General features: G+C 65.0%; 17 protein-coding genes and 1 pseudogene. 3 read left to right on the plus strand and 15 right to left on the minus strand.

The window, feature by feature from the left end:
• Positions 1–372: 372 nt before the first annotated feature.
• The 7 genes and pseudogenes from ABLV54_RS20355 to ABLV54_RS20385 form a co-directional block, all read right to left on the minus strand.
• A complete protein-coding gene (locus ABLV54_RS20355) occupies positions 373–1,161 on the minus strand; it encodes an ABC transporter ATP-binding protein (protein WP_060592572.1) in 789 nt (262 codons plus the stop codon).
• Positions 1,155–2,150 (minus strand): ABC transporter permease subunit, encoded by a 996-nt coding sequence (locus ABLV54_RS20360; RefSeq protein ID WP_226564340.1) that lies wholly within the window; start codon positions 2,148–2,150, stop codon positions 1,155–1,157. The genes ABLV54_RS20355 and ABLV54_RS20360 overlap by 7 nt, the downstream gene beginning before the upstream one ends.
• Positions 2,131–3,168, minus strand: a complete 1,038-nt coding sequence (locus tag ABLV54_RS20365; RefSeq protein WP_032453216.1) for an ABC transporter substrate-binding protein — start codon at positions 3,166–3,168, stop codon at positions 2,131–2,133. The genes ABLV54_RS20360 and ABLV54_RS20365 overlap by 20 nt, the downstream gene beginning before the upstream one ends.
• Complete coding sequence (locus ABLV54_RS20370; protein WP_226564338.1) at positions 3,165–4,139, minus strand: ABC transporter substrate-binding protein; 975 nt, start codon at positions 4,137–4,139, stop codon at positions 3,165–3,167. The genes ABLV54_RS20365 and ABLV54_RS20370 overlap by 4 nt, the downstream gene beginning before the upstream one ends.
• A gap of 5 nt (positions 4,140–4,144) precedes the next feature.
• Entirely contained in the window at positions 4,145–5,296 is a 1,152-nt protein-coding gene (locus ABLV54_RS20375; protein WP_226564336.1) for an acyl-CoA dehydrogenase family protein, read from the minus strand.
• Positions 5,283–6,378 (minus strand): annotated as a pseudogene (locus ABLV54_RS20380) (LLM class flavin-dependent oxidoreductase). Before ABLV54_RS20380 ends, ABLV54_RS20375 begins: the two are co-directional and overlap by 14 nt.
• Before the next feature lie 144 nt (positions 6,379–6,522).
• Positions 6,523–7,416, minus strand: coding sequence for a LysR family transcriptional regulator (locus ABLV54_RS20385; RefSeq protein ID WP_044523784.1), 894 nt, complete (start codon positions 7,414–7,416; stop codon positions 6,523–6,525).
• 106 nt (positions 7,417–7,522) lie between these two features.
• On the opposite strand from ABLV54_RS20385, the gene ABLV54_RS20390 reads away from it, so the two are divergent.
• Complete coding sequence (locus tag ABLV54_RS20390; RefSeq protein WP_032453221.1) at positions 7,523–8,125, plus strand: cysteine dioxygenase; 603 nt, start codon at positions 7,523–7,525, stop codon at positions 8,123–8,125.
• A gap of 5 nt (positions 8,126–8,130) precedes the next feature.
• Entirely contained in the window at positions 8,131–9,711 is a 1,581-nt protein-coding gene (locus ABLV54_RS20395; protein WP_101976364.1) for a rhodanese homology domain-containing protein, read from the plus strand.
• 12 nt (positions 9,712–9,723) lie between these two features.
• Here the strand turns inward: ABLV54_RS20395 and ABLV54_RS20400 are convergent, their stop codons facing one another.
• The 8 genes from ABLV54_RS20400 to ABLV54_RS20435 form a co-directional block, all read right to left on the minus strand.
• Entirely contained in the window at positions 9,724–10,449 is a 726-nt protein-coding gene (locus tag ABLV54_RS20400) for a polyphenol oxidase family protein (protein ID WP_023290058.1), read from the minus strand.
• 102 nt (positions 10,450–10,551) lie between these two features.
• On the minus strand, positions 10,552–11,748 hold the full coding sequence (gene mhpT, locus ABLV54_RS20405; RefSeq protein ID WP_226564001.1) for a 3-(3-hydroxy-phenyl)propionate transporter MhpT: 1,197 nt from the start codon (positions 11,746–11,748) through the stop codon (positions 10,552–10,554).
• 71 nt (positions 11,749–11,819) lie between these two features.
• Positions 11,820–12,836 carry a 4-hydroxy-2-oxovalerate aldolase gene (mhpE, locus tag ABLV54_RS20410; protein ID WP_226564003.1) on the minus strand — a complete coding sequence of 339 codons (1,017 nt, stop codon included), beginning with the start codon at positions 12,834–12,836 and terminating at the stop codon, positions 11,820–11,822.
• Positions 12,833–13,783 (minus strand): acetaldehyde dehydrogenase, encoded by a 951-nt coding sequence (gene mhpF, locus ABLV54_RS20415; protein ID WP_104467214.1) that lies wholly within the window; start codon positions 13,781–13,783, stop codon positions 12,833–12,835. The genes mhpE and mhpF overlap by 4 nt, the downstream gene beginning before the upstream one ends.
• A complete protein-coding gene (gene mhpD, locus ABLV54_RS20420; RefSeq protein ID WP_023290062.1) occupies positions 13,776–14,582 on the minus strand; it encodes a 2-keto-4-pentenoate hydratase in 807 nt (268 codons plus the stop codon). Before mhpD ends, mhpF begins: the two co-directional genes overlap by 8 nt.
• 9 nt (positions 14,583–14,591) lie before the next feature.
• A complete protein-coding gene (gene mhpC, locus ABLV54_RS20425; protein WP_048297720.1) occupies positions 14,592–15,458 on the minus strand; it encodes a 2-hydroxy-6-oxonona-2,4-dienedioate hydrolase in 867 nt (288 codons plus the stop codon).
• Between the two features lie 17 nt (positions 15,459–15,475).
• A complete protein-coding gene (mhpB, locus tag ABLV54_RS20430; RefSeq protein ID WP_023290064.1) occupies positions 15,476–16,420 on the minus strand; it encodes a 2,3-dihydroxyphenylpropionate/2,3-dihydroxicinnamic acid 1,2-dioxygenase in 945 nt (314 codons plus the stop codon).
• Between the two features lies 1 nt (position 16,421).
• Positions 16,422–18,086 (minus strand): bifunctional 3-(3-hydroxy-phenyl)propionate/3-hydroxycinnamic acid hydroxylase, encoded by a 1,665-nt coding sequence (locus ABLV54_RS20435; RefSeq protein WP_226564008.1) that lies wholly within the window; start codon positions 18,084–18,086, stop codon positions 16,422–16,424.
• Between the two features lie 177 nt (positions 18,087–18,263).
• Between ABLV54_RS20435 and ABLV54_RS20440 the strand changes: the two genes are divergently transcribed.
• On the plus strand, positions 18,264–19,076 hold the full coding sequence (locus tag ABLV54_RS20440) for a DNA-binding transcriptional regulator (protein ID WP_226564010.1): 813 nt from the start codon (positions 18,264–18,266) through the stop codon (positions 19,074–19,076).
• The last annotated feature ends 4 nt before the right edge of the window (positions 19,077–19,080 follow it).

Consider the following 19,080-nt stretch of genomic DNA (forward strand, 5'->3'; position numbering starts at 1 on the left):
GTGGCGCATGGCGCCGGATGTCCATTGCCGGGCGGCGCTGCGCTTGCACCGGCCTACGTTCTACGGTCCTTCCCCTTCTGTGGAGCTCGTAGGCCCGGTAAGGCGCAGCCGCCACCGGGCAAAATCGTGGCGCATGGCGCCGGATGTCCATTGCCGGGCGGCGCTGCGCTTGCACCGGCCTGCGGTCCTTCCCCTTCCTCTCGAGTTCCCAGGCCCGGTAAGGCGCAGCCGACACCGGGCAAAATCGTGGCGCATGGCGCCGGATACCCATTGCCGGGCGGCGCTGCGCTTGCACCGGCCTGCGGTCTTCCCCCTTCCTCTCGAGTTCGCAGGCCCGATAAGGCGCAGCCGCCACCGGGGAGTGCGTTTACCCTACCAGTCCTCCTCCTGGCCGAGGATGCGCAATATATCCTGACGATGCTGCAGCAGCTGCGGGTTATCGCGGTGGCGGGGAAAGGCCAGCGGCAGCGCGAACTCGGCGATAATCCGCCCCGGACGCGGCGACATCACCAGCACCCGCTCGCACAGCAGCAGCGCCTCTTCGATATCGTGAGTCACCAGCAGGCTGGTATACCCCTGCTGCTGCCAGAGGGCGATCAGCTCCCGCTGCATGCTGATGCGGGTCAGCGAGTCCAGCTTGCCCAGCGGCTCGTCGAGCAGCAGCAGGCGCGGCTCGTTCAACAGCGCGCGCGCCAGCGCGGCGCGCTGCGCCATCCCCCCTGACAGCTGCCGCGGCCACGCCTCGCTGAAGGCCTGCAGCCCGATGCGGTCAATCAGCGCGTCGGCCTTTGCTTCCAGCCCCCTTTTGCCCTGCGCCTGCGGGCCCAGCAGCACGTTCTGCCGCACCGTCAGCCAGGGATAGAGCGTCGGGTCCTGAAACACCAGTATGCGCTCCGGCCCCGGAGCGCCGAGCGGCGCGCCGTCGAACTGCATCTGTCCGTTCTGCGGGGCTTCCAGCCCGGCCAGCAGCCGCAGCAGGGTGGATTTACCGCAGCCGGAAGGGCCCAGCAGCGCCACGCTTTCCCCTGGCCGCAGCTGCAGGCTGATATTCTCCAGCACCGGCACCGCCTGTTTGCCGAGCGTAAACGCGTGATGAAGATGGTTTATCGATACCGCCGCGCCGCGCGCTATCGTCTGCGAACCTGACGTCGCGGTTACCATTGCATCCCTCCCCGCTGCCAGCTCAGCAGCTTATCGCGCAGCATAAATAATCCGCTGATCAGGCCGGAGCACAGCAAGGCCATCACCAGCAGCGCGGCGTACATATTGGGATAGGCCGCCCAGCCCTGGGCCCACTGAAGGTAGAAGCCGATCCCCGACTTCACCCCGACCATTTCAGCCACAATCAGCACCGAAAACGACGCGCCAAGCCCCATAAACAGGCCGACAAAGACGTTCGGCAGCGCGGCGGGGATCGCTACCCGCAGGATCAGGAAACGCTGGCTGGCGCCGAGCGTCCGCGCCACGTCGTACCACGCCTTGTCAATGCCGATGACCCCGGACCAGGTCAGCACCGTGACCGGGAACCAGGTGCTCAGCGCAATCAAAAACACGCTGGCGCCGAAGCTTGACGGAAAGATAAACAGGCACAGCGGCAGCAGCGCGGTGGACGGCACCGGCCCCAGCAGGCGTAACACCGGATGGACCCAATAGCCTATCCGTTGCGACCAGCCAATGGCCAGACCGGTGACGAACCCGCTGCTGGTGCCGAGCAGCACCCCAAGCCCCAGCAGCCCCAGGGAGTGCAGCAGGCTGTCGAGCAGACGCGGCAAGTCGTCGTGCAGCACCTCAATCAGCGCCTGCGGCGGCGCGAAAAACGGCACCGGCAGCACGCCGCTCTTGGCGGTCAGCCCTTCCCAGGCAGCGAACAGCACCGGCAGCAGCGCCAGCCACTTGCCGGCATGCAGAACGCGCGCGCCGCGCGCTCGCCAGTAGCGATAGCTCAGCGCCAGCAGTAGCAAGCCGCCGCCGAAGGCGAACTGCGCCAGCGCCCAGCCCTCGCTAAACGGCCAGCGCCGCCCGGCATCGGGCCAGGCCAGGGTGAACAGACCGCCCAGCAGCCACAGCACGGCGGCCAGCAGCCCTTCTCCCCACAGCGGCGTGCGGCCGGTTGGGCGCGCCAGCGCCTGCTCAGGCGAATACGTTGGCATAGATACTCTCCGCAAACTGATGGGGATCGGTGCCCGGTTTGATCACCTGCACCCGCTGCAGGTCGACCGCATACTGCGTCAGCTCTTTCACGAACGCCTCCCCCACCGCGTGGTGGCCGTGCCCCTGTCCGTGCAGAATGCCGCTTACCTCCGCTTCACTGGTGTTGAGCGCATGGGCGAGGAAAGATTGCGCCACGCTTTCCGGGTGTTCGGCGGCATAGCTGTGCGCTTCAAGGATTGCCTGGGTGAGCGCCGCGGCGGCCGGTTTATGGTCCCGCGCCAGGCTCCCGCTCACCCCCAGCACGCAGCAGCTCAGATTGGCATAGTCCCCGGTCATATTGCTGGCGATCAGCTGATACTTGCCGGTCTCCAGCAGCCGATAGCTGAACGGCTCGCTGCCGCTGATGGCGGCGATCTCGCGCTTATCCAGCGCCACGCTGAGCAGATCCGCCGGGTAGACTTTCCACTGCACGTCGCTTATCGGATCGATACCGTGGCGCTTAAGCAGGATGGCGAAGAAGTTTTTATCCGGCCCGGCCATGTCGGTGACGCCGATGGTTTGCCCTTTCAGGCTCTCAAGGCCGTTGAACGGTGACGCTTTGGCCGTCAGCAGGTTCAGGCAGCCGCCATGGGTCCCGGCGGTGAGCTTGACGTCAAAGCCCTGCTCCAGCGCCTTCAGCCAGCGCAGCGCCATCCCCACCCCGGCGTCGGCCTTGCCGGTGGCGATCGCCTCCAGCAGCACATCGGTGGAGTTGCCGAAGTTAACCAACTCAACGTCGAGGTTATATTTACTGAAAATCTTCTGCTGCTCGGCGACGGCGACCGGCGCGAGGCAAACCGCGCTTTTGTTGATCGCCAGCTTGATCTTGTACGGCTGCGGCAGGCGCAGCGCCGGATGAGCATCGCCGCTGGCCATCTCCGCCATATCGTGAGCCCACAGCGGCAGGGAAACCCCGGCCAGCGCCAGGCCACCGCTTAGCTTTAAAAAACGACGACGGGAAAAAGCGGACGGGGTCATGGCGTTACCTCCGCGTGGGCCGGCCCGGCGGGCACGCTAAAGCTGGGGTCAAAGGTCGGCTTCACGTCCAGCCGGGTGCGGATCAGGCCGTTGGCGAGATAAAAGTCCGCCGTCGCCTGCTGCTGGGTCACCGTTTCCTCCGCCAGCGACTGCCACTGCGACTGGCGGTTGGCAAACTGCGCGCGGGCGATCTCCGCCGGGAAGCGGATGATCTCCCCCAGCGTTTTGCCGTAGCTGTCGAGATTGGCGTAGGCCCAGCGTTCGGCGCCGACCAGGCGCTGGAGATAATCCTGCAGCGCGGCGCGCTTTTGCGGATCGTTAAGCGCTGAATCCGTTGCCGCAAGGAAGGTATTCCCCGGCAGCAGCCCTTTGCCGCTCACCAGGATCTGCCCCTCGTTGGTCTTCACCATCTGGGTGGTGTAGGGCTCCCAGGTCGCCCAGGCGTCCACCGAACCGTTAAGCAGCGCCACTTTGGCGTCAACCGGACCGAGGAACACCCACTGCACCTCCTTCGGTGAAATCCCCGCCTGCTCGAGCGCTTTCAGCGCCACGAAATGGCCAATCGACCCTTTACCCGTGGCAATGCGCTTGCCTTTTAACCCGGCGGCGGTTTTTATCGCGCTGCCGGGAGAAACCAGCACCGCGGTCCCCGCCGGGTTGCTTTTGTCCACGGCGATCGCTTTTACCGGCGCGCCGTTAGCCAGGGCGAAGAGCAGCGGCGCATCGCCGATGATCCCCGCGTCCACCGCGCCAGCGTTAAGGGCTTCCGCCAGCGGCGCGGCGGCCGGAAATTCGGCCCACTTAATGTCGTAGGGGAGGTTTTGCAGGGCGTTGGCCGCCTCCAGCTGCGAACGCATGCCGCCTTTTTGATCGGCGATGCGCAGGGTAAGCCGCTCCTGCGCCGTCGCGTAACCGCCCAGCGCCAGCAGCATCAGCGCTGCCGCCACCCGGCCTGAGAATGATAGACGCATCGTGATTATCCTTGTGATTGAAAGACGAAGTGGCCGGCTGCCAGCCAGGCGCTGTCGCTCTGCGGGGTATGCACCCGGCCGCAGAGCACATTGCGGTAGTGGCGTTCCAGCGGGTTTTGTCGGCTGAGGCCATGATTGCCGGTCAGCTCGAGCGCGATATTCACCGCCTGAATGGCGTTGTCGGTGATAGTGACTTTCGCCAGGTTGGCCTCGATGGCGGAGAAGCGCAGCGCGGCGGCCTGCTCCAGCAGGCTGCGGTTAACCAACAGCAGTTCGGCGATCTGCCCGACCTTCTCCTGCACCCGCGGCAGGCGGGAAAGCGGATGGCCGAGACCCGCGGGCACCCGCCCCGCCAGCCACCTCACCAGCCAGTCGTGAGCGGCGCGGGCGATGCTGTCATAGATCGCCGCCAGCAATGCCGTCTGTCGGTTGGCGAACAGGCGCAACGGTTCCGCCTGAGCGGCGGGTGGCGCATCGACCGGCCAGACATCCACCGCGTGCTCTGCCGCCAGCCGCACGTGGCGAAAAATCACCTCATGGCTGCCGGTAGCCCGCATCCCGGCGTGATCCCAGCTTTTCACCACGCTAATTCCCGGGCTGTCGCCAGGCACCAGCCAGGTGCCCACCCGCGGCGGGTTCTCATCGCTTCTCGCCCATACCGCCAGCCAGCGCAGCCCTTCAATGCCGGTGGTATAGATTTTATGGCCGTTGATGTCCCAGCCGTCCGCGCGGCGGCTCGCCACGGTGTCCGGCAGGCCGCCGCGCGCCGGGGAGCCCAGATCCGGCTCAACGCGCAGACTGTTGATCAGGCCGCCGTGTTCGACGGCATCATGAAAAACCTGCTGGCGCAGCGGCGCGTGCCAGGCGTCGTTTTCCGCCAGCCGCAAATGGTGCAGATACTGCATGCAGACGATCAGCGCCGTCGCCGGCTCACCCCAGGCGATGGCGGCGATGGCCTGCTGCAGCTGGGCCAGGCTGGCGCCCGCGCCGCCGTATGCACGCGGCACGGCGAGGCTTAACCAGCCCCTCGCGCGCAGCGGGTCGATATTGCGCCAGGGAAAGTCGCCGCTGGCGTCAAGACTGGCCGCCTGCTCCGCCATCTGTTGGCGTACCGCCGTCAGCTGCTGCGCCCAGTCGTCGCGCTCAGGATGGATCACGATGCGCGCTCCGCCACCGCACGACGCGCGGCTTTTTCACGAGCGATCGGCAGCAGCGCCCGGCCGTAGTCTGCCGCATCGTTCAGCGGGTCGAATCCGCGGATCAGGAAGTTGCGCACCCCGAGGTCGTAGTAGTCGAGCAGCGCATCGGCCACCTGCTCCGGGGTGCCTACCAGCGCGGTGGAGTTATGCCCGCCGCCCACCAGCTGGGCGATGCCGGTCCACAGGCGTTTGTCCACCACTCTGCCCTGCGCGGCGGTGGCCCGCAGCCGCTGGGCGCCGATGCTGTCCGGTTTGGCCTTGAACCCGCCCCCGCGCTGCGCCGCCTGCTCGGTGGCGACGTGCAGGATATGCTCGGCTTTCTCCCAGGCCTCGGCTTCGCTGTCGGCGATAATCGGCCGGAACGAGACGCTGAAGCCAATATCACGCTGGTGTTTCGCCGCTTCGGCGCGCACGCGCTGGATGGTCTCGCCGGTTTGCGCCAGCGACTCGCCCCACAGGGCGAAGACGTCGGCGTGTTTGCCGGCGACAGCGATGGCCGCTTCCGACGAACCGCCGAAGTAGATGGGAAGATGCGGCTTTTGCAGCGGACGAATGGCTGACCAGGCCTGTTCGGCCTGATAAAAATCGTTGTGAATATCTACCGGCTGCTCACTGGTCCACACCCGGCGTACGACGTCAAGGAAGGCGTCGGTGCGGGCATAGCGCTGGTCGTGATCGAGGTAATCGCCGTCCCGGCGCTGCTCGGCGTCATTGCCGCCGCTGATGATATGCACCGCCAGCCGGCCCCCCAGCAGATGCTCAAGGGTGGCGAATTTGCGCGCGGCAAGGGTCGGCGAGACAAAACCGGGGCGATGGGCCAGCAGGTACTGAATTTTCTGCGTCGACAGTCCGGCCAGGGCGGTCACCAGAAAGCCGTCGGGTTGATCGGACCAGTGACCCACCAGCAGGTGATCGAACCCGGCGGCTTCATGGGTTTGCGCAAAGCGAACGATATAGTCGCGGTCAAAGATCGGCCCCACCGGGGCAATCGTTTCGGAAGAGAGGCGATGGCCAATCATGCCGAGAAACTGAATGCTCATGAACAACTCCTTGCGTCAGGGTAATGGAGTGGCCGCGACGGCGGCGCTGGTCATTACCCTATACAGGGTGTGTTAATGAACAAAATGCATTTTTATCATATCTTAATATGCAAGACTGGCATTAAACAAAAATACATAGTGCTTTCAGTCGGATACTGTCAGCTGCTGCACCACTTTGCTGGCGAAAAAGGTCAGCGGCGACTGCAAGTTTGCCAGATACCGGGCGTGGATCAGCCACAGCGACACCGCAGGCTGAAAGTCGCTGAGGTTGACGACCTCGAGCTCGTCACGCCACGGGCTGGCCGCCAGCGCCGCCCGCGGCACCAGCCCCAGCCCCAGTCCCTGCGCCACCAGCGCCATCTGCAGCTGGGCGCCCGCGCTCTCAACGTTAAGCTTCAGGCGCAGACCCTGGCTTTGCAGCTCGCGGATGAGCCCGGCGCGTAGTCCACAGCCGTCGGGGTTAAGGATCCAGCCCTGTTCGACGCACTCCCGCAGCGACGACGCCCGCAGATTCAGACGCCGGGCGGCAATCGGCACCACCTCCAGGGGACACAGCAGCCGCCCGCTGTAGCCCTCGGCGAAGGTCTGCTGGGCGGGGCCCATCGCCAGCATGCCGTCCAGTTCGCCGTTTTCCAACCGGCGCTGCAGCTCTCCGCTCCAGCCGCAGGCGACCTGCGGGGACAGTGCGGGAAACTGCTGGCTCAGCGCCGCCAGCGCCGCCGGCAGCGCGATCTCGCTGATACTCTGCGGTACGCCGAGACGCAGCGCGCCGCGCGGCTCGCCTTCCGGATCCAACAGGCTGTAGAGCTTTTTCGTCTCGCGCTTAATGCTCAGGCACTGCTCGTACACCCGCTGACCGGCGGCGGTCAGGGTCAGCGGGCGGGTCTGACGCGCCAACAGCGTGACGTTCAGCTCCTGCTCCAGACGCTGCAGGCGCCGGGTGATAGCCGACTGGGTGATCCCCAGATAGTCCGCCGCCTGATTGAGGGAAGAAAACTGCACCGTGGCCAGCAGAGCGTCAATATCGTCGATGCGCATAGGATCCTTATGTGTAATTTGCATATTAATATATGCGTAAATTGCATTTAAATAATATTAACGCCTCTGTTAGCGTTTTGACCAGTCCCTCTGACAGGAACCGCACATGACTGGACCACGACTGGAAAAATTACGCCATTTTATTCATGAGGTTGATCGCCTGCACCGTGAACACCACCAGACCGCGCCGCTGCTTGACGCCGTGGCCCAACGGCTGGCGGCGCTGGTACGTCACGACGACTGGCTGCCGGAAGAGTACACCCTGCCGCACCCGCACCATTACCAGCAGTATCTGCTGCATGCCGACTCCGGGGAGCGCTTCTCGATCGTCAGCTTCGTCTGGGGGCCGGGACAGGCGACGCCGATCCATGACCACCGGGTATGGGGGGCCATTGGTATGCTGCGCGGCGCGGAGGAGAATCAACGCTACCAGTTGGATGCAGACGGCATACCGCGGCCGCTGGGCGCCGCCACGCTCCTGCAGGCAGGTCAGGTGGAGAAAGTCTCCGTTGACGATGGCGATATTCATCGCGTCAGCAATGCGCTGGCGGACCGCGTCTCCATCAGCATTCATGTTTACGGCGGCAACATCGGCGCGGTGAAGCGCGCGGTGTATACCCCGGAAGGCCAGCAAAAACCGTTTATCTCCGGCTACGCCAACCGCCATGTGCCCAACATCTGGGATCCCTCCCGCGAACACCAAGGATAACCATTATGTCCACTTACGCTTACCGACAGGCCGCCGGGATCCGCCAGGCGCTGCTCGACCGTCGTGAACTGGCGCTCATCGACGTCCGTGAAGAGGCCGATTTCGCCACCGCTCATCCGCTGTTTGCCGTCAATCTGCCGCTCAGCAAACTGGAGCTGGAGGTGCGCCGGCGGATACCGCGCTTCACCACCCCGATCACCGTCTACGACAATGGCGAAGGGCTGGCGGAGATCGCCGTCGAACGACTGCGGACCTGGGGCTATCAGGATGTGGCCCTGCTGGCCGAGGGTCTCGCCGGCTGGCGCCGCAGCGGCGGCGAGCTGTTTCAGGACGTCAACTCCGCCAGTAAAGCCTTTGGCGAGCTGGTGGAAAGCGTGCGTCACACGCCGTCGCTCAGCGCCCGGGAGGTTCAGGCGCTCATCGACAGCCGACAGGAGGTGGTGATCGTCGACGCCCGGCGCTTCGACGAGTACCAGACCATGAGCATCCCCGGCAGCATCAGCGTGCCCGGCGGCGAGCTGGCCCTGCGGGTGGAGAGCCTGACGCCCTCCCCGCAAACGCCGGTGATCGTCAACTGCGCCGGACGCACCCGCAGCATCATCGGCACCCAGTCGCTGATCAACGCCGGCGTGCCGAACCCGGTCCATGCCCTGCGCAATGGCACTATCGGCTGGACGCTGGCCGGCCAGACGCTGGCGCACCAGCAGCAGCGGCAATACGATCCCTCCGCCCGCGCCTCTGGCGCCCGGGCCGCCGAGGTGGCGCATCTCGCCGAACGGGCCGGGGTGGCGGTCATCGATGAGGCGACCCTGCAACGCTGGCTGCAGCAGAGCGACCGCACCACCTTCCTGTTTGATGTGCGCAGCCCTGAGGAGTACGCGGCGGGCCACTATCCTGGCAGCCTGAGCGCGCCAGGCGGCCAGCTGGTGCAGGAGACCGATCACTTCGCCAGCGTACGAGGGGCGCGAATCGTGCTACTGGATGACGATGGCGTCCGGGCGGCGATAACCGGCTCGTGGCTGGCGCAGATGGGCTGGGAGACGGCGCGGCTGAGCGCGCTGTCGGCCAGCCAGCTGAGCGAGCGCGGGGTACCGGCCGCCGAAGTGCCCCCCGCCCCGCAGGCGGCGGAGATAAGCCCGGCGCAGCTGGCGCAACAGCTGGACGACCCCGGTACAGTGGTGCTCGATTTCACCACCAGCGCCAACTTTGTCGCCCGCCATATCCCCGGCGCATGGTGGCTGACGCGCTCGCAGCTGCGCCAGGCCCTGGAAGCGCTCCCTCCCGCTCAACGTTACGTGGTGACCTGCGGCAGCAGCCTGCTGGCCCGCTACGCGGTGCCCGAGGTGGCGGCCTTAACCGGTAAGCCGGTACAGGTATTGCGCGGCGGGACGCTGGCATGGATCGCCGCCGGTCTGCCGCTGGCCCATGGCGTCGCCGGCCTCGCTGTCGAGCGCCGGGACCGCTATCGCCGTCCCTATGAAGGGACCGATAATTCCGCAGAGGCCATGCAGGCCTATCTGGAGTGGGAGTACGGCCTGGTGGATCAGCTGGCCCGCGACGGCACCCACGGTTTTCAGGTGATCTAACGCCAGCGCGACTCAGGCCTCACGCATGATCCACGAGTACTGAAAGCTCTTCGGCGCCGGAAAATGGGTCCGGCGCCGGTAGGAGCCCAGCGACTGCGGCGTGCAATAGGTGCAGCTCCCCAGCCATTCAACGCTCGTTGACGCCACCCCCGCCTCTGCGAAGATCGCCTCAGCGAAAGCGCGCAGATCAAACCACAGATTATCGCTGCCGCGCGCCGCGGCTTTGAGCGGATCGCTGACCGGGCCAGAACGGGAATGGAACAGCCGCTGGCGGTGCCGGGCCACCCGGTCACCGCCGGGCTGGTCCAGCAGTTGCTGATAAAATCCGGCGGAGACTTCGTAACAGCAAGGGTGAATATGCGGCCCCACGGCGATGACCAGATCGGCCAGCGCCGCCCCCTGCTGGCGAAAAGTCGCCAGACTGTTGTCGATAATGCCGCTGGCCAGCCCCTGCCAGCCGGCATGCACGCTGCAGATGAAGCGACCGTCGCGCGAGGCGATCAGTATCGGCAGGCAGTCGGCGGTTACCACCCCCACCTTTTGCCCGGCGACGGCGGTAAACACCGCGTCGGCATGCGGGCGCGTCGGCAGCGGCTGCTGATAATGATGAACCTCATTGCCATGGACCAGCTTCACCGGCGCCATTTCGGCATAGGGAAAGGCGGCGGTTTCGTGGACATCGAGAAACGCGTGGCGGATGCCAGGGATAGCGTCGAGCAAGCGGGAGCGGTAAGCCATAGAGACGATTAGCGACAGAGAATGATGTCTTACCTTAGGCCAGGGCACGCGCAGAGGCAAGGCGGCGGCCCGGCATTTTTTCGCCGGACCGCCGGACAGGCTTCAGACAATGGCCGCGCGCTGCTGGCGATGCATCAGCCAGAACACCGCCACGCCGGCCAGCACAATGCCCGGCGCTGAGGCCGCCATCACCCCGACGGTGCCGGTGCCGAGGGCCAGCATCTTGCCGGCCAGCAGCGGACCGCTCATCGCCCCCAGGCGTCCCACCGCCACGGCGGTGCCGACCCCGGTGGCGCGGATCGCCGCGGGATAGAAGAGCGGCGCCAGCGCGTAGAGCACGCTCTGGCCGCCGGTGGCGAACAGCCCGGCGACAAACCCCGCCAGCAGCATCCCGCTCAGCGACGATGCGCTGCCCAGCGCCAGCAGCGACGCCAGAATGCCGCTGTATATCAGCAGCGACATGCGCAACGGAGTAAGCTTATCCATCAGCGCCCCCAGCAGCAGGGTGCCGCAGGCGGCGCCGATCTGCAGAGAGAACATCACTCCCGCCGCCTGGCTGGCGCTGAATCCCTGGCCTACCAGCAGCATCGGCAGCCAGTTGATCAGCATATAGACCACCAGCAGAGTAAAGAAATAGCCCAGCCACAGCAGCAGCTTGGCGGCGGCATGCCCCGGGGCAAACAGGGTGCGCAGCGGCACGCTGTTCTCCACGCGTTGAAACGCCTGCGATTCCGGCAGCCAGCGCATCAGCAGCGGGATCAGCAGCAGCGGAACCACGCCGCCAATCCAGAAGATGGTCTGCCAGGCCGCGGCAAGGCCAGAGAACCCCAGCGCCGCCGCCAGCGCGGCGCCAATGGGCACCCCGCAGTACATCAGGCTCACCGCCCGGCCGCGAAAACGCGGGCCAGCGGCTTCCGAGGTTAAGGCAATCAGGTTCGGCAATGCCGCCCCCAGCCCGACGCCGGTGAGCAGGCGCGCCAGCAGCAGCGTCGGGAAGCTCCAGGCCACCGCGGTGGCCAGCGAGAACAGGCCAAACAGCAGCACCGAGCCCAGCAGGATGCGTTTGCGCCCGTGGCGGTCCGCCAGCATGCCGCCCACCAGCGCGCCGGGCAGCAGGCCGAGGATCCCGGCGCTGAAGATCCAGCCCATCTGCATTTTATCCAGCGCAAAGGCCTGCGCCATGCCGACGGCGGCGATCCCCGCCGCCTGCAGATCCAGCCCCTCCATCAGGGCCACCATAAAACAGAGCCCGATGGTGACCACCAGGCGCGAGGAGTTTGCGGTCGTTATCTTGGTCATAGGGTACCTTTGCGATAGCCGGACAAACGGAGCAGGTGATGGGCGGCTGATGCATGGTCAGCCGCCCGTTGTTATTTTTGGCGGTTAAGCAGATCCAGCGCGACGTCGACGATCATATCCTCCTGGCCGCCGACCATCCGCCGTTTGCCCAGCTCGACGAGAATATCCACCGCGCTGAGGCCATAGCGCGCCGCCGCCGCTTCGCTGTGGCGCAGGAAGCTGGAGTAGACCCCGGCGTAGCCCAGCGCCAGCGTTTCGCGGTCGACGCGCACCGGGCGGTCCTGCAGCGGCCGCACCAGCTCGTCGGCGGCATTCATCAGCGCGTAGAGGTTGGTGCCATGCCGCCAGCCGAGCTTGTCGGCGGCGGCAATAAATACCTCCAGCGGCGCATTGCCCGCCCCCGCCCCCATCCCGGCCAGGCTGGCGTCGATCCGGTCGCAGCCCTCTTCCACCGCGGCGATAGAGTTAGCCACCCCGAGGCTCAGGTTATGGTGGGCATGCATCCCGGTGGCGGTCTCCGGCTTCAGCACCGCCTTCAGCGCGCGGAAGCGATCGCGAATGTCGTTCATGTTCATCGCCCCGCCGGAATCCACCACGTAGATGCAGGTCGCCCCATAGGATTCCATCTTCAGCGCCTGCTGCGCCAGCGCCTGCGGGGAGATCATATGGCTCATCATCAGAAAACCGACGGTGTCCATCCCCAGCTCGCGGGCAAAGGCAATATGCTGCGCCGCGACGTCCGCTTCGCTGTAGTGGGTGGCGACCCGCACCACCCGCGCCCCGGCCTGATACGCGGCTTTCAGGTCGTGCAGGGTGCCGATGCCCGGCAGCAGCAAGGTGGCGATTTTCGCCTGGCTGACCGCCTCCGCCGCCGCTTCAATCCAGGCGATATCGCTGTGGGCGCCAAAGCCGTAGTTGAAGCTCGATCCCTGTAGCCCATCGCCGTGGGCGACTTCGATGGAGTCCACCCCCGCCTTATCCAGCGCGCCGGCAATCTGCTGCACCTGCGCCAGGGAATACTGGTGACGAATCGCATGCATACCATCGCGCAGCGTCACATCCGAAATGTAGAGTTTTTTACCGTTCATGCTGTCGCTCCCGCCGCGCTGTTCATTGCCCCGGCCATTTTCTCCGCCGTCGCCAGCGCCGCCGAGGTCATAATATCGAGGTTGCCGGCGTACGTCGGCAGATAGTGCGCCGCCCCTTCCACTTCGAGGTAAACCGCGGTTTTCAGTCCGGAAAAACGGCCCACGCCGGGCAGGTTGACCGGATTATCCTCGGGGATAACCTCAAACTGCACCTGCTGCTTCAGCCGGTAGCCAGGCACGTAAGCCTGCACCGCCGCCGCCATCTCGGCGATTGAGGCGGCAATCGCCTCCTGGGACGCCATCTCGCTCAGCACATACACGGTATCGCGCATCATCAGCGGCGGCTCCGCCGGGTTCAGCACGATAATCGCCTTGCCCTTGCCCGCGCCGCCGACCTTTTCAATCGCCTGCGAGGTGGTTTCAGTGAATTCGTCAATATTCGCTCGCGTCCCCGGCCCGGCGGATTGACTGGCGATGGAGGCCACGATCTCCGCGTAATGCACCTTCGCCACCCGCGAGACCGCGGCGACCATCGGGATGGTGGCCTGCCCGCCGCAGGTCACCATATTGACGTTGCCCTGGTGGAGATTGGCCTCAAGGTTGACCACCGGCACGCAGTAGGGGCCAATCGCCGCCGGCGTCAGGTCGATGACGCGGATCCCTGGCTTCGCTTCGCGCAGCGCGGCGTCGTTTTTGACGTGCGCGCCGGCGCTGGTGGCGTCGAAGACAAAGTCGATATCGGCAAACTCCGCCATCTGCATCAGGCCGCCCACCCCTTCGTGGGTGGTCGCGACGCCCATGCGCCGGGCGCGGGCCAGGCCATCCGACTGCGGATCGATGCCGACCATCACCGCCATCTCCAGTTGCTGGCCGTGGCGCAGAATTTTAATCATTAAATCGGTGCCGATATTCCCGGAGCCGATAATGGCGACTTTACGTTTACGCATCACGATGTCCTTCTCCGGCGGCGACGAAGCGTGCCGCGACTGAGCCAATACCTTCAATATGGGCGACAAAGCTGTCCCCCTCGTTAATCGCCACCATCGGGCCTAACGCCCCGGTCAGCACGATATCCCCCGCCCGCAGCGGTTCGCCGAGGCTGGCCATCTTGCGCGCCAGCCACACCGCGGCGTTCAGCGGATGCCCCAGGCACTCGCTGCCCCGGCCGCTGGAGACCAGCTCCTGGTTGCGGGTCATCTGCATGGCGCACGCTTTCAGATCCAGACCCGCCGGTCGCTGCGCCGGGCCGCCGATGACGTACAGGCCGCAGGAGGCGTTATCGGCGACGGTGTCGACAAAGCCGATTGACCAGTCGCGAATGCGGCTGCCCACCACCTCCAGCGCCGGCAGTACCCATTCGATGGCGTTATACAGCTCATCAAAAGTGGTATCGGCATGGGGTAGATCATGTTTCAGCACCAGGGCGATCTCGGCCTCCACCTTGGGCTGCAGCACGCGGCCAAACGGCACATCGGCGTTGTCGCCGTAGCACATGTCGGCAAACAGGGTGCCGAAATCCGGCTGGTTGACCCCCAGCTGCTGCTGCACTTTGGGATGGGTCAGGCCCACCTTGCGGCCCACCACCCGTCGGCCATGGGCCACGTGGTGCTGCACGTTCAGGCGCTGGATAGCGTAGGCGGCGTCGGCGTTGTCGACGCCGAGGATATCGCGCAGCGGGGCGATCGCCTGGCCGGTTCGTTCGGCGTCGCGCAACTGTTGCGCCAGCGCGTCAAGAGAAATAGTCATCATCACTCCTTAAGCCCGTGCGAGGAAATTGAGCACCAGCTGATTAAAACTGTCGGCATGTTCCCACTGCGCCCAGTGGCCGCAGTCGCGGTAAATGTGCAGCTCAGAGCCGGCGATCCCGGCGAGCAGGCGTAGTCCGGCGTCCATCGGCACGAAGCGGTCATTGCGTCCCCAGACGATGAGAGTTTGCGCAGCGATCTCGCCGAGCCGCGGGCCAAAGTCAGGGAATTGTTTCGGGTTGGCTTCGAGGCTCTTGACGAAGTTGTCCAGATGGTCGCGGCGCGACAGCATATTGTTCAGCCGCGCCTCGAACAGCGCGTCGGTGAGGTCACGGGTATCGAAGACGAAAATGCTCATCATCTTCTTCAGGTTTTCAATGGTCGGCTCGCGGTACAGGGCGTTCAGCAGTTTGATGCCCTCCGTCGGCATCGGCGTGAACAGGCTCATGCCGCCGGTTCCCCCGCCCATCAGCACCAGCTTCGCCACCCGCTCCGGCCAGCTCAGGGTGAAGGCCACCGCGCTGTGGCCGCCCATCGAGTTGCCCAGCAGATGGACTTTATCGATCCCCAGCTGATCGACCACGCTTTTCAAAATGCGGGCGTTGAGATCCGAACGCGAACCGCTGTTGACAATCGAATCGCTCTTCCCCCACCCCGGACAGTCCAGGAGCAGCACGCGATAGCCCGCCTCGACCAGCGGGTCAATGTTGCGGCTGAAGTTGGCCCAGCCGGTGGCCCCCGGCCCGGAGCCGTGCAGCATCACCACGGTCTCTTCCCCGTCGCCGCAGTCATTGATATGGATGCGCAGCGTGCGGCCTCCCTCGTCGACGTTGAGGAATCGGCTGGTGGCGTCTTCGGTTTGCGGTTGATAGCTCATGTTAGTCTCCCGGTTAATCAAATCTCGGTGGTGGCGCTCAGCGAGCCGAATCCGGCGATCCACTCGGGGATCGGCCGGTAATAGCGGCCTTCGCTGCGCCAGCGGCCAAAAGCGGATAGCGCGGCAAAGGCGGCCACCCAGGTCTTAATTTCGTGCGTCGATTTGCCGGCCATCGCCGACAGCTCGTCGTTGCCGATCGCGTCCAGTTCGCTCAGCCGCCCCTGCTCCAGCAGGCTCATAAAGCGGTTGTCCCAGACCGGGTTGAGGGGATGGAGCGAGCGCTGGTCTTCGGTAAACCGTCGGGCGGCGCTGATCACCCGCTGCTGGCGCAGCTCGCGTTCGTCCGGCGGCAGCTGTTTGCCGCTGCCGAGCAGGCGGTCGCGCAGATGGGCGTCCGCCTTCGCCAGCTCCGGCACCGGCGGCTGGTGCGAAAGCCCGCCAGAGCCGAGGATCAGCACCCGCTTATTGAGGGTGTTGAGGAAGCGGCCCATCGCCTCGCCCAGCAGCCGGGTGCGTTGAAACCCCGGCAGCGGCGCGGCGACGCCGTTAATAAACACCGGCAGCACCGGCAGGCGATCCAGCCCACCCAGCAAAAACTCCAGCGGCTGGGCGAAGCCATGGTCCACCTGCATGTTGTACGACACCGCCAGGTCGATACCGCTGTTGATCACGGCGTGGGCGCAGGCTTCCGCCAGCTCGGTGGGCACCGGCAGGTCGCCGGCGGCGCTGGCGAAGTCGCCGATGGCGGTGGCGCCGACGCCCAGGCAGAACGGCGGCATCACGTCATAGAAAAAACCGTTGTAGTGATCGGGGGCGAAGAGCACCACCAGCTCGGGATCGAATTCAGCGATCCGCCGCCGGGCGTCGGCAATCACCCCGTTCACCTCATCGAGGACCGCCTGCTCCGGGTCAACGAATCCCACCAGCGGGGTGTGCGACAGACAGTGTAAATAGGCATGCATATCAGGCCACCTTCTCTTCAGCGTGGCCGGTATCCCCGGCCGCAAGGGTCATTTTTTCCGCCAGGGCGGTCAGCTGCGCGCCGAGGGTTTGCGGGATAGCGAGAGCGGCGACAAAGCGGTCCGGCCTGACCACGGCGATGGCGGTGTTATGTTGCGCAAACCAGCTCTTCAGACGGTTTTGCTTATCCCCCACCCGCAGCGTGCCCGGGGCGTTATCCTGCTCGCGATGGATCTGCACCTCCGGCACGACCTGGATAAAGCGCACCCCTATCGCGCGCCAGCGGGCGATCTGCCCGGCGTCGAGCCCCCACTGCGGGTTGCAGCCCCAGCCGATAATGGCGAAATTCGCCCCGATAACCTCATCGAGCAGGAGACTCTCGCCGTTCTCCAGCGTCACCTGCGGTTGAATAAACATTTTGCCCACCGGCGAGGCTTTGCCTGCGCCGTCGGTCAGCAGCGCCCCTTCGCGATACTGCGGCATCGGCTTAAAACGCATTTCGAGGAAGTAACGTTTCACCGGCGGCAGGTAGTTCAGCAGCCAGGAGAGGCCATCGCGCGCCGCGCCCTGCCAGCGCTTCGGCGGCGCCAGCACGTGACCGGCGGTGACCGACAGGTCAATCATCGCCTTCGCGTGGTCGCGACGCTCCTGCTGGTAGCTGTCAAGCAGCGCCTCTCCCGCTTTGCCGTTGACCACCAGCGCCAGCTTCCACGCCAGGTTGAAGGCGTCACGCATGCCGCTGTTGTATCCCTGGCCCTGCCAGACCGGCATGATGTGCGCGGCGTCGCCGGCCAGCAGCACCCGGTCAATGCGAAAGCGCTCGGCAAGGCGCGCGTTATGGGTGTAGACCCGCTGGCGGATCAGCTCGACGCGATCCGGGTCCGGCAGCACTTTGCTCAGCAGACGGCGCATATTGTGCGGCTCGCTGAGCTGGGCTTCGGTTTCCCCGGGCATCACCATAAATTCAAATCGGCGCACGCCGTGGGGCAGCGCGGCGGAAACGTAGGGCCGCACCGGGTCGCAGCACAGGTAGACGTGCGGGGTGGCCAGCGGATCGTTGGCGATATCGATGACGATCCACTGGTTCGGCGCGGTCTTGCCTTCGAAAGGGACGTTCAGCGTGCGGCGAATAAAGCTGGCGCCGCCGTCGCAGGCCACCAGCCAGTCAGCGCGCACCGTCTCCCGCTCGCCGTCCGGTCCTTTGATATTTAACGTGACACTGTCACTGCTCTGGCTAAAGGCTTCCACCTTGCGGGAGAAGAGGCAACGGACCTGCGGGAAACGCTGCAGGCCGTGATACATCACCGCATCCACCTGCGGCTGAATAAAGGCATTGCGCCGCGACCAGCCAAACTCATCGGTCATCGGCTGGATGTCGGCAAAGCAGCGGCCCTTCGGGGTCAGAAAGCGCATGGCGTGCCACGGCGTGGTGTGCGGCAGCACGTCATCCACCAGCCCCACCGCCTGCATCGCCCGCAGCGATTCATCGTCAATACCGATGGCCCGCGGGTAATCGATCAGTTTGTCGAGCTTTTCCACCAGCAGCACGCTGATGCCCATCTGGCCAAGGTAGTTGGCCATCATCAGGCCTACCGGACCGGCGCCGGCGATGGCGACCTGGGCGGTATGCTGCACGGCGGGTTGAATATCGGGTGTAGATGTTGTCATTCTCAGCGACCTCACGACTCGGAAACTGCCCGGCTGACAGGCAATTTGTTAATCATGTGTAAACGTATTTTTATAATGGGCTGAGTATAGGGCGGGTGTTTTCGGCTACAATCAAAACATCGCTGAATGTGCACCAGGTGCACATCGCTGTTTATAAAGTGTTTTAAGGAAGGATTTATGCGTGATGATGGAGCCACTGAGTACAAAACGGTGCGCGGATTAAGCCGGGGTTTATTGTTATTAAAATTGTTAAATAAATTCGACGGCGGCGCGACGCCCGGCCTGCTGGCGGAGTTTAGCGGCCTGCATCGCACCACCGTGCGCCGGCTGCTGGAGACGCTGCAGGAGGAAGGTTTTGTCCGCCGCAGCCGCTCCGATGACAGCTTTCGTCTGACCATTAACGTCCGCCAGCTGAGCGACGGATTTCGTGACGAACATTGGATTTCTGCCCTCGCCACGCCGCTGCTCGGGGAGCTGCTGCGCGAGGTCCAGTGGCCGACGGATATCACCACCCTCGACGTCGACGCCATGGTGGTGCGCGAAACCACCCACCGCTTCAGTCGGCTGTCGTTTCACCGGGCGATGGTCGGACGGCGACTGCCGCTGCTGCTCACCGCCTCCGGTCTGACGTGGCTGGCCTTTGCCCCCGACGCGGAGCGCGACGCCATTCTCAGCATGCTCGCCGCCCGTCCGGAAGCGGAGTATCAGCTGGCTCGCGAATCGGAACGGCTGGCGGCGATCCTCGCCCGCACCCGCCAGAACGGCTATGGCGAAAATTTCCGCGGCTGGCGGCAGGAGGAGAAAATCGCCTCTATCGCCGTGCCGGTCTGCAGCCAGCAGCGGGTCATCGGCTGCCTCAACCTGGTCTATATCGCCAGCGCCATGACCATTGAGCAGGCGGCGCAGAAGCATCTCTCCGCGCTGCAGAGGGTGGCGGGCCAGATAGAAGCCCGTATGGAAGATGAAGAGGTGTTATACGACATTCCTTGATCGT

This window comes from Klebsiella sp. JB_Kp042 (assembly GCF_040065275.1).
GTDB lineage: Bacteria > Pseudomonadota > Gammaproteobacteria > Enterobacterales > Enterobacteriaceae > Klebsiella > Klebsiella quasipneumoniae.

Excerpts from the sequence above, each read along its gene's own strand:
- ABLV54_RS20370 (WP_226564338.1), bottom strand. The coding sequence starts at position 4,139 with ATGCGTCTATCATTCTCAGGCCGGGTGGCGGCAGCGCTGATGCTGCTG.
- ABLV54_RS20435 (WP_226564008.1), bottom strand. The coding sequence starts at position 18,086 with ATGACAACATCTACACCCGATATTCAACCCGCCGTGCAGCATACCGCC.
- mhpT (WP_226564001.1), bottom strand. The coding sequence starts at position 11,748 with ATGACCAAGATAACGACCGCAAACTCCTCGCGCCTGGTGGTCACCATC.
- ABLV54_RS20355 (WP_060592572.1), bottom strand. The coding sequence starts at position 1,161 with ATGGTAACCGCGACGTCAGGTTCGCAGACGATAGCGCGCGGCGCGGCG.
- ABLV54_RS20400 (WP_023290058.1), bottom strand. The coding sequence starts at position 10,449 with ATGGCTTACCGCTCCCGCTTGCTCGACGCTATCCCTGGCATCCGCCAC.
- mhpE (WP_226564003.1), bottom strand. The coding sequence starts at position 12,836 with ATGAACGGTAAAAAACTCTACATTTCGGATGTGACGCTGCGCGATGGT.
- ABLV54_RS20365 (WP_032453216.1), bottom strand. The coding sequence starts at position 3,168 with ATGACCCCGTCCGCTTTTTCCCGTCGTCGTTTTTTAAAGCTAAGCGGT.
- mhpC (WP_048297720.1), bottom strand. The coding sequence starts at position 15,458 with ATGAGCTATCAACCGCAAACCGAAGACGCCACCAGCCGATTCCTCAAC.
- mhpB (WP_023290064.1), bottom strand. The coding sequence starts at position 16,420 with ATGCATGCCTATTTACACTGTCTGTCGCACACCCCGCTGGTGGGATTC.
- mhpF (WP_104467214.1), bottom strand. The coding sequence starts at position 13,783 with ATGCGTAAACGTAAAGTCGCCATTATCGGCTCCGGGAATATCGGCACC.
- ABLV54_RS20390 (WP_032453221.1), top strand. The coding sequence starts at position 7,523 with ATGACTGGACCACGACTGGAAAAATTACGCCATTTTATTCATGAGGTT.
- ABLV54_RS20395 (WP_101976364.1), top strand. The coding sequence starts at position 8,131 with ATGTCCACTTACGCTTACCGACAGGCCGCCGGGATCCGCCAGGCGCTG.
- ABLV54_RS20360 (WP_226564340.1), bottom strand. The coding sequence starts at position 2,150 with ATGCCAACGTATTCGCCTGAGCAGGCGCTGGCGCGCCCAACCGGCCGC.
- ABLV54_RS20385 (WP_044523784.1), bottom strand. The coding sequence starts at position 7,416 with ATGCGCATCGACGATATTGACGCTCTGCTGGCCACGGTGCAGTTTTCT.
- mhpD (WP_023290062.1), bottom strand. The coding sequence starts at position 14,582 with ATGACTATTTCTCTTGACGCGCTGGCGCAACAGTTGCGCGACGCCGAA.
- ABLV54_RS20440 (WP_226564010.1), top strand. The coding sequence starts at position 18,264 with ATGCGTGATGATGGAGCCACTGAGTACAAAACGGTGCGCGGATTAAGC.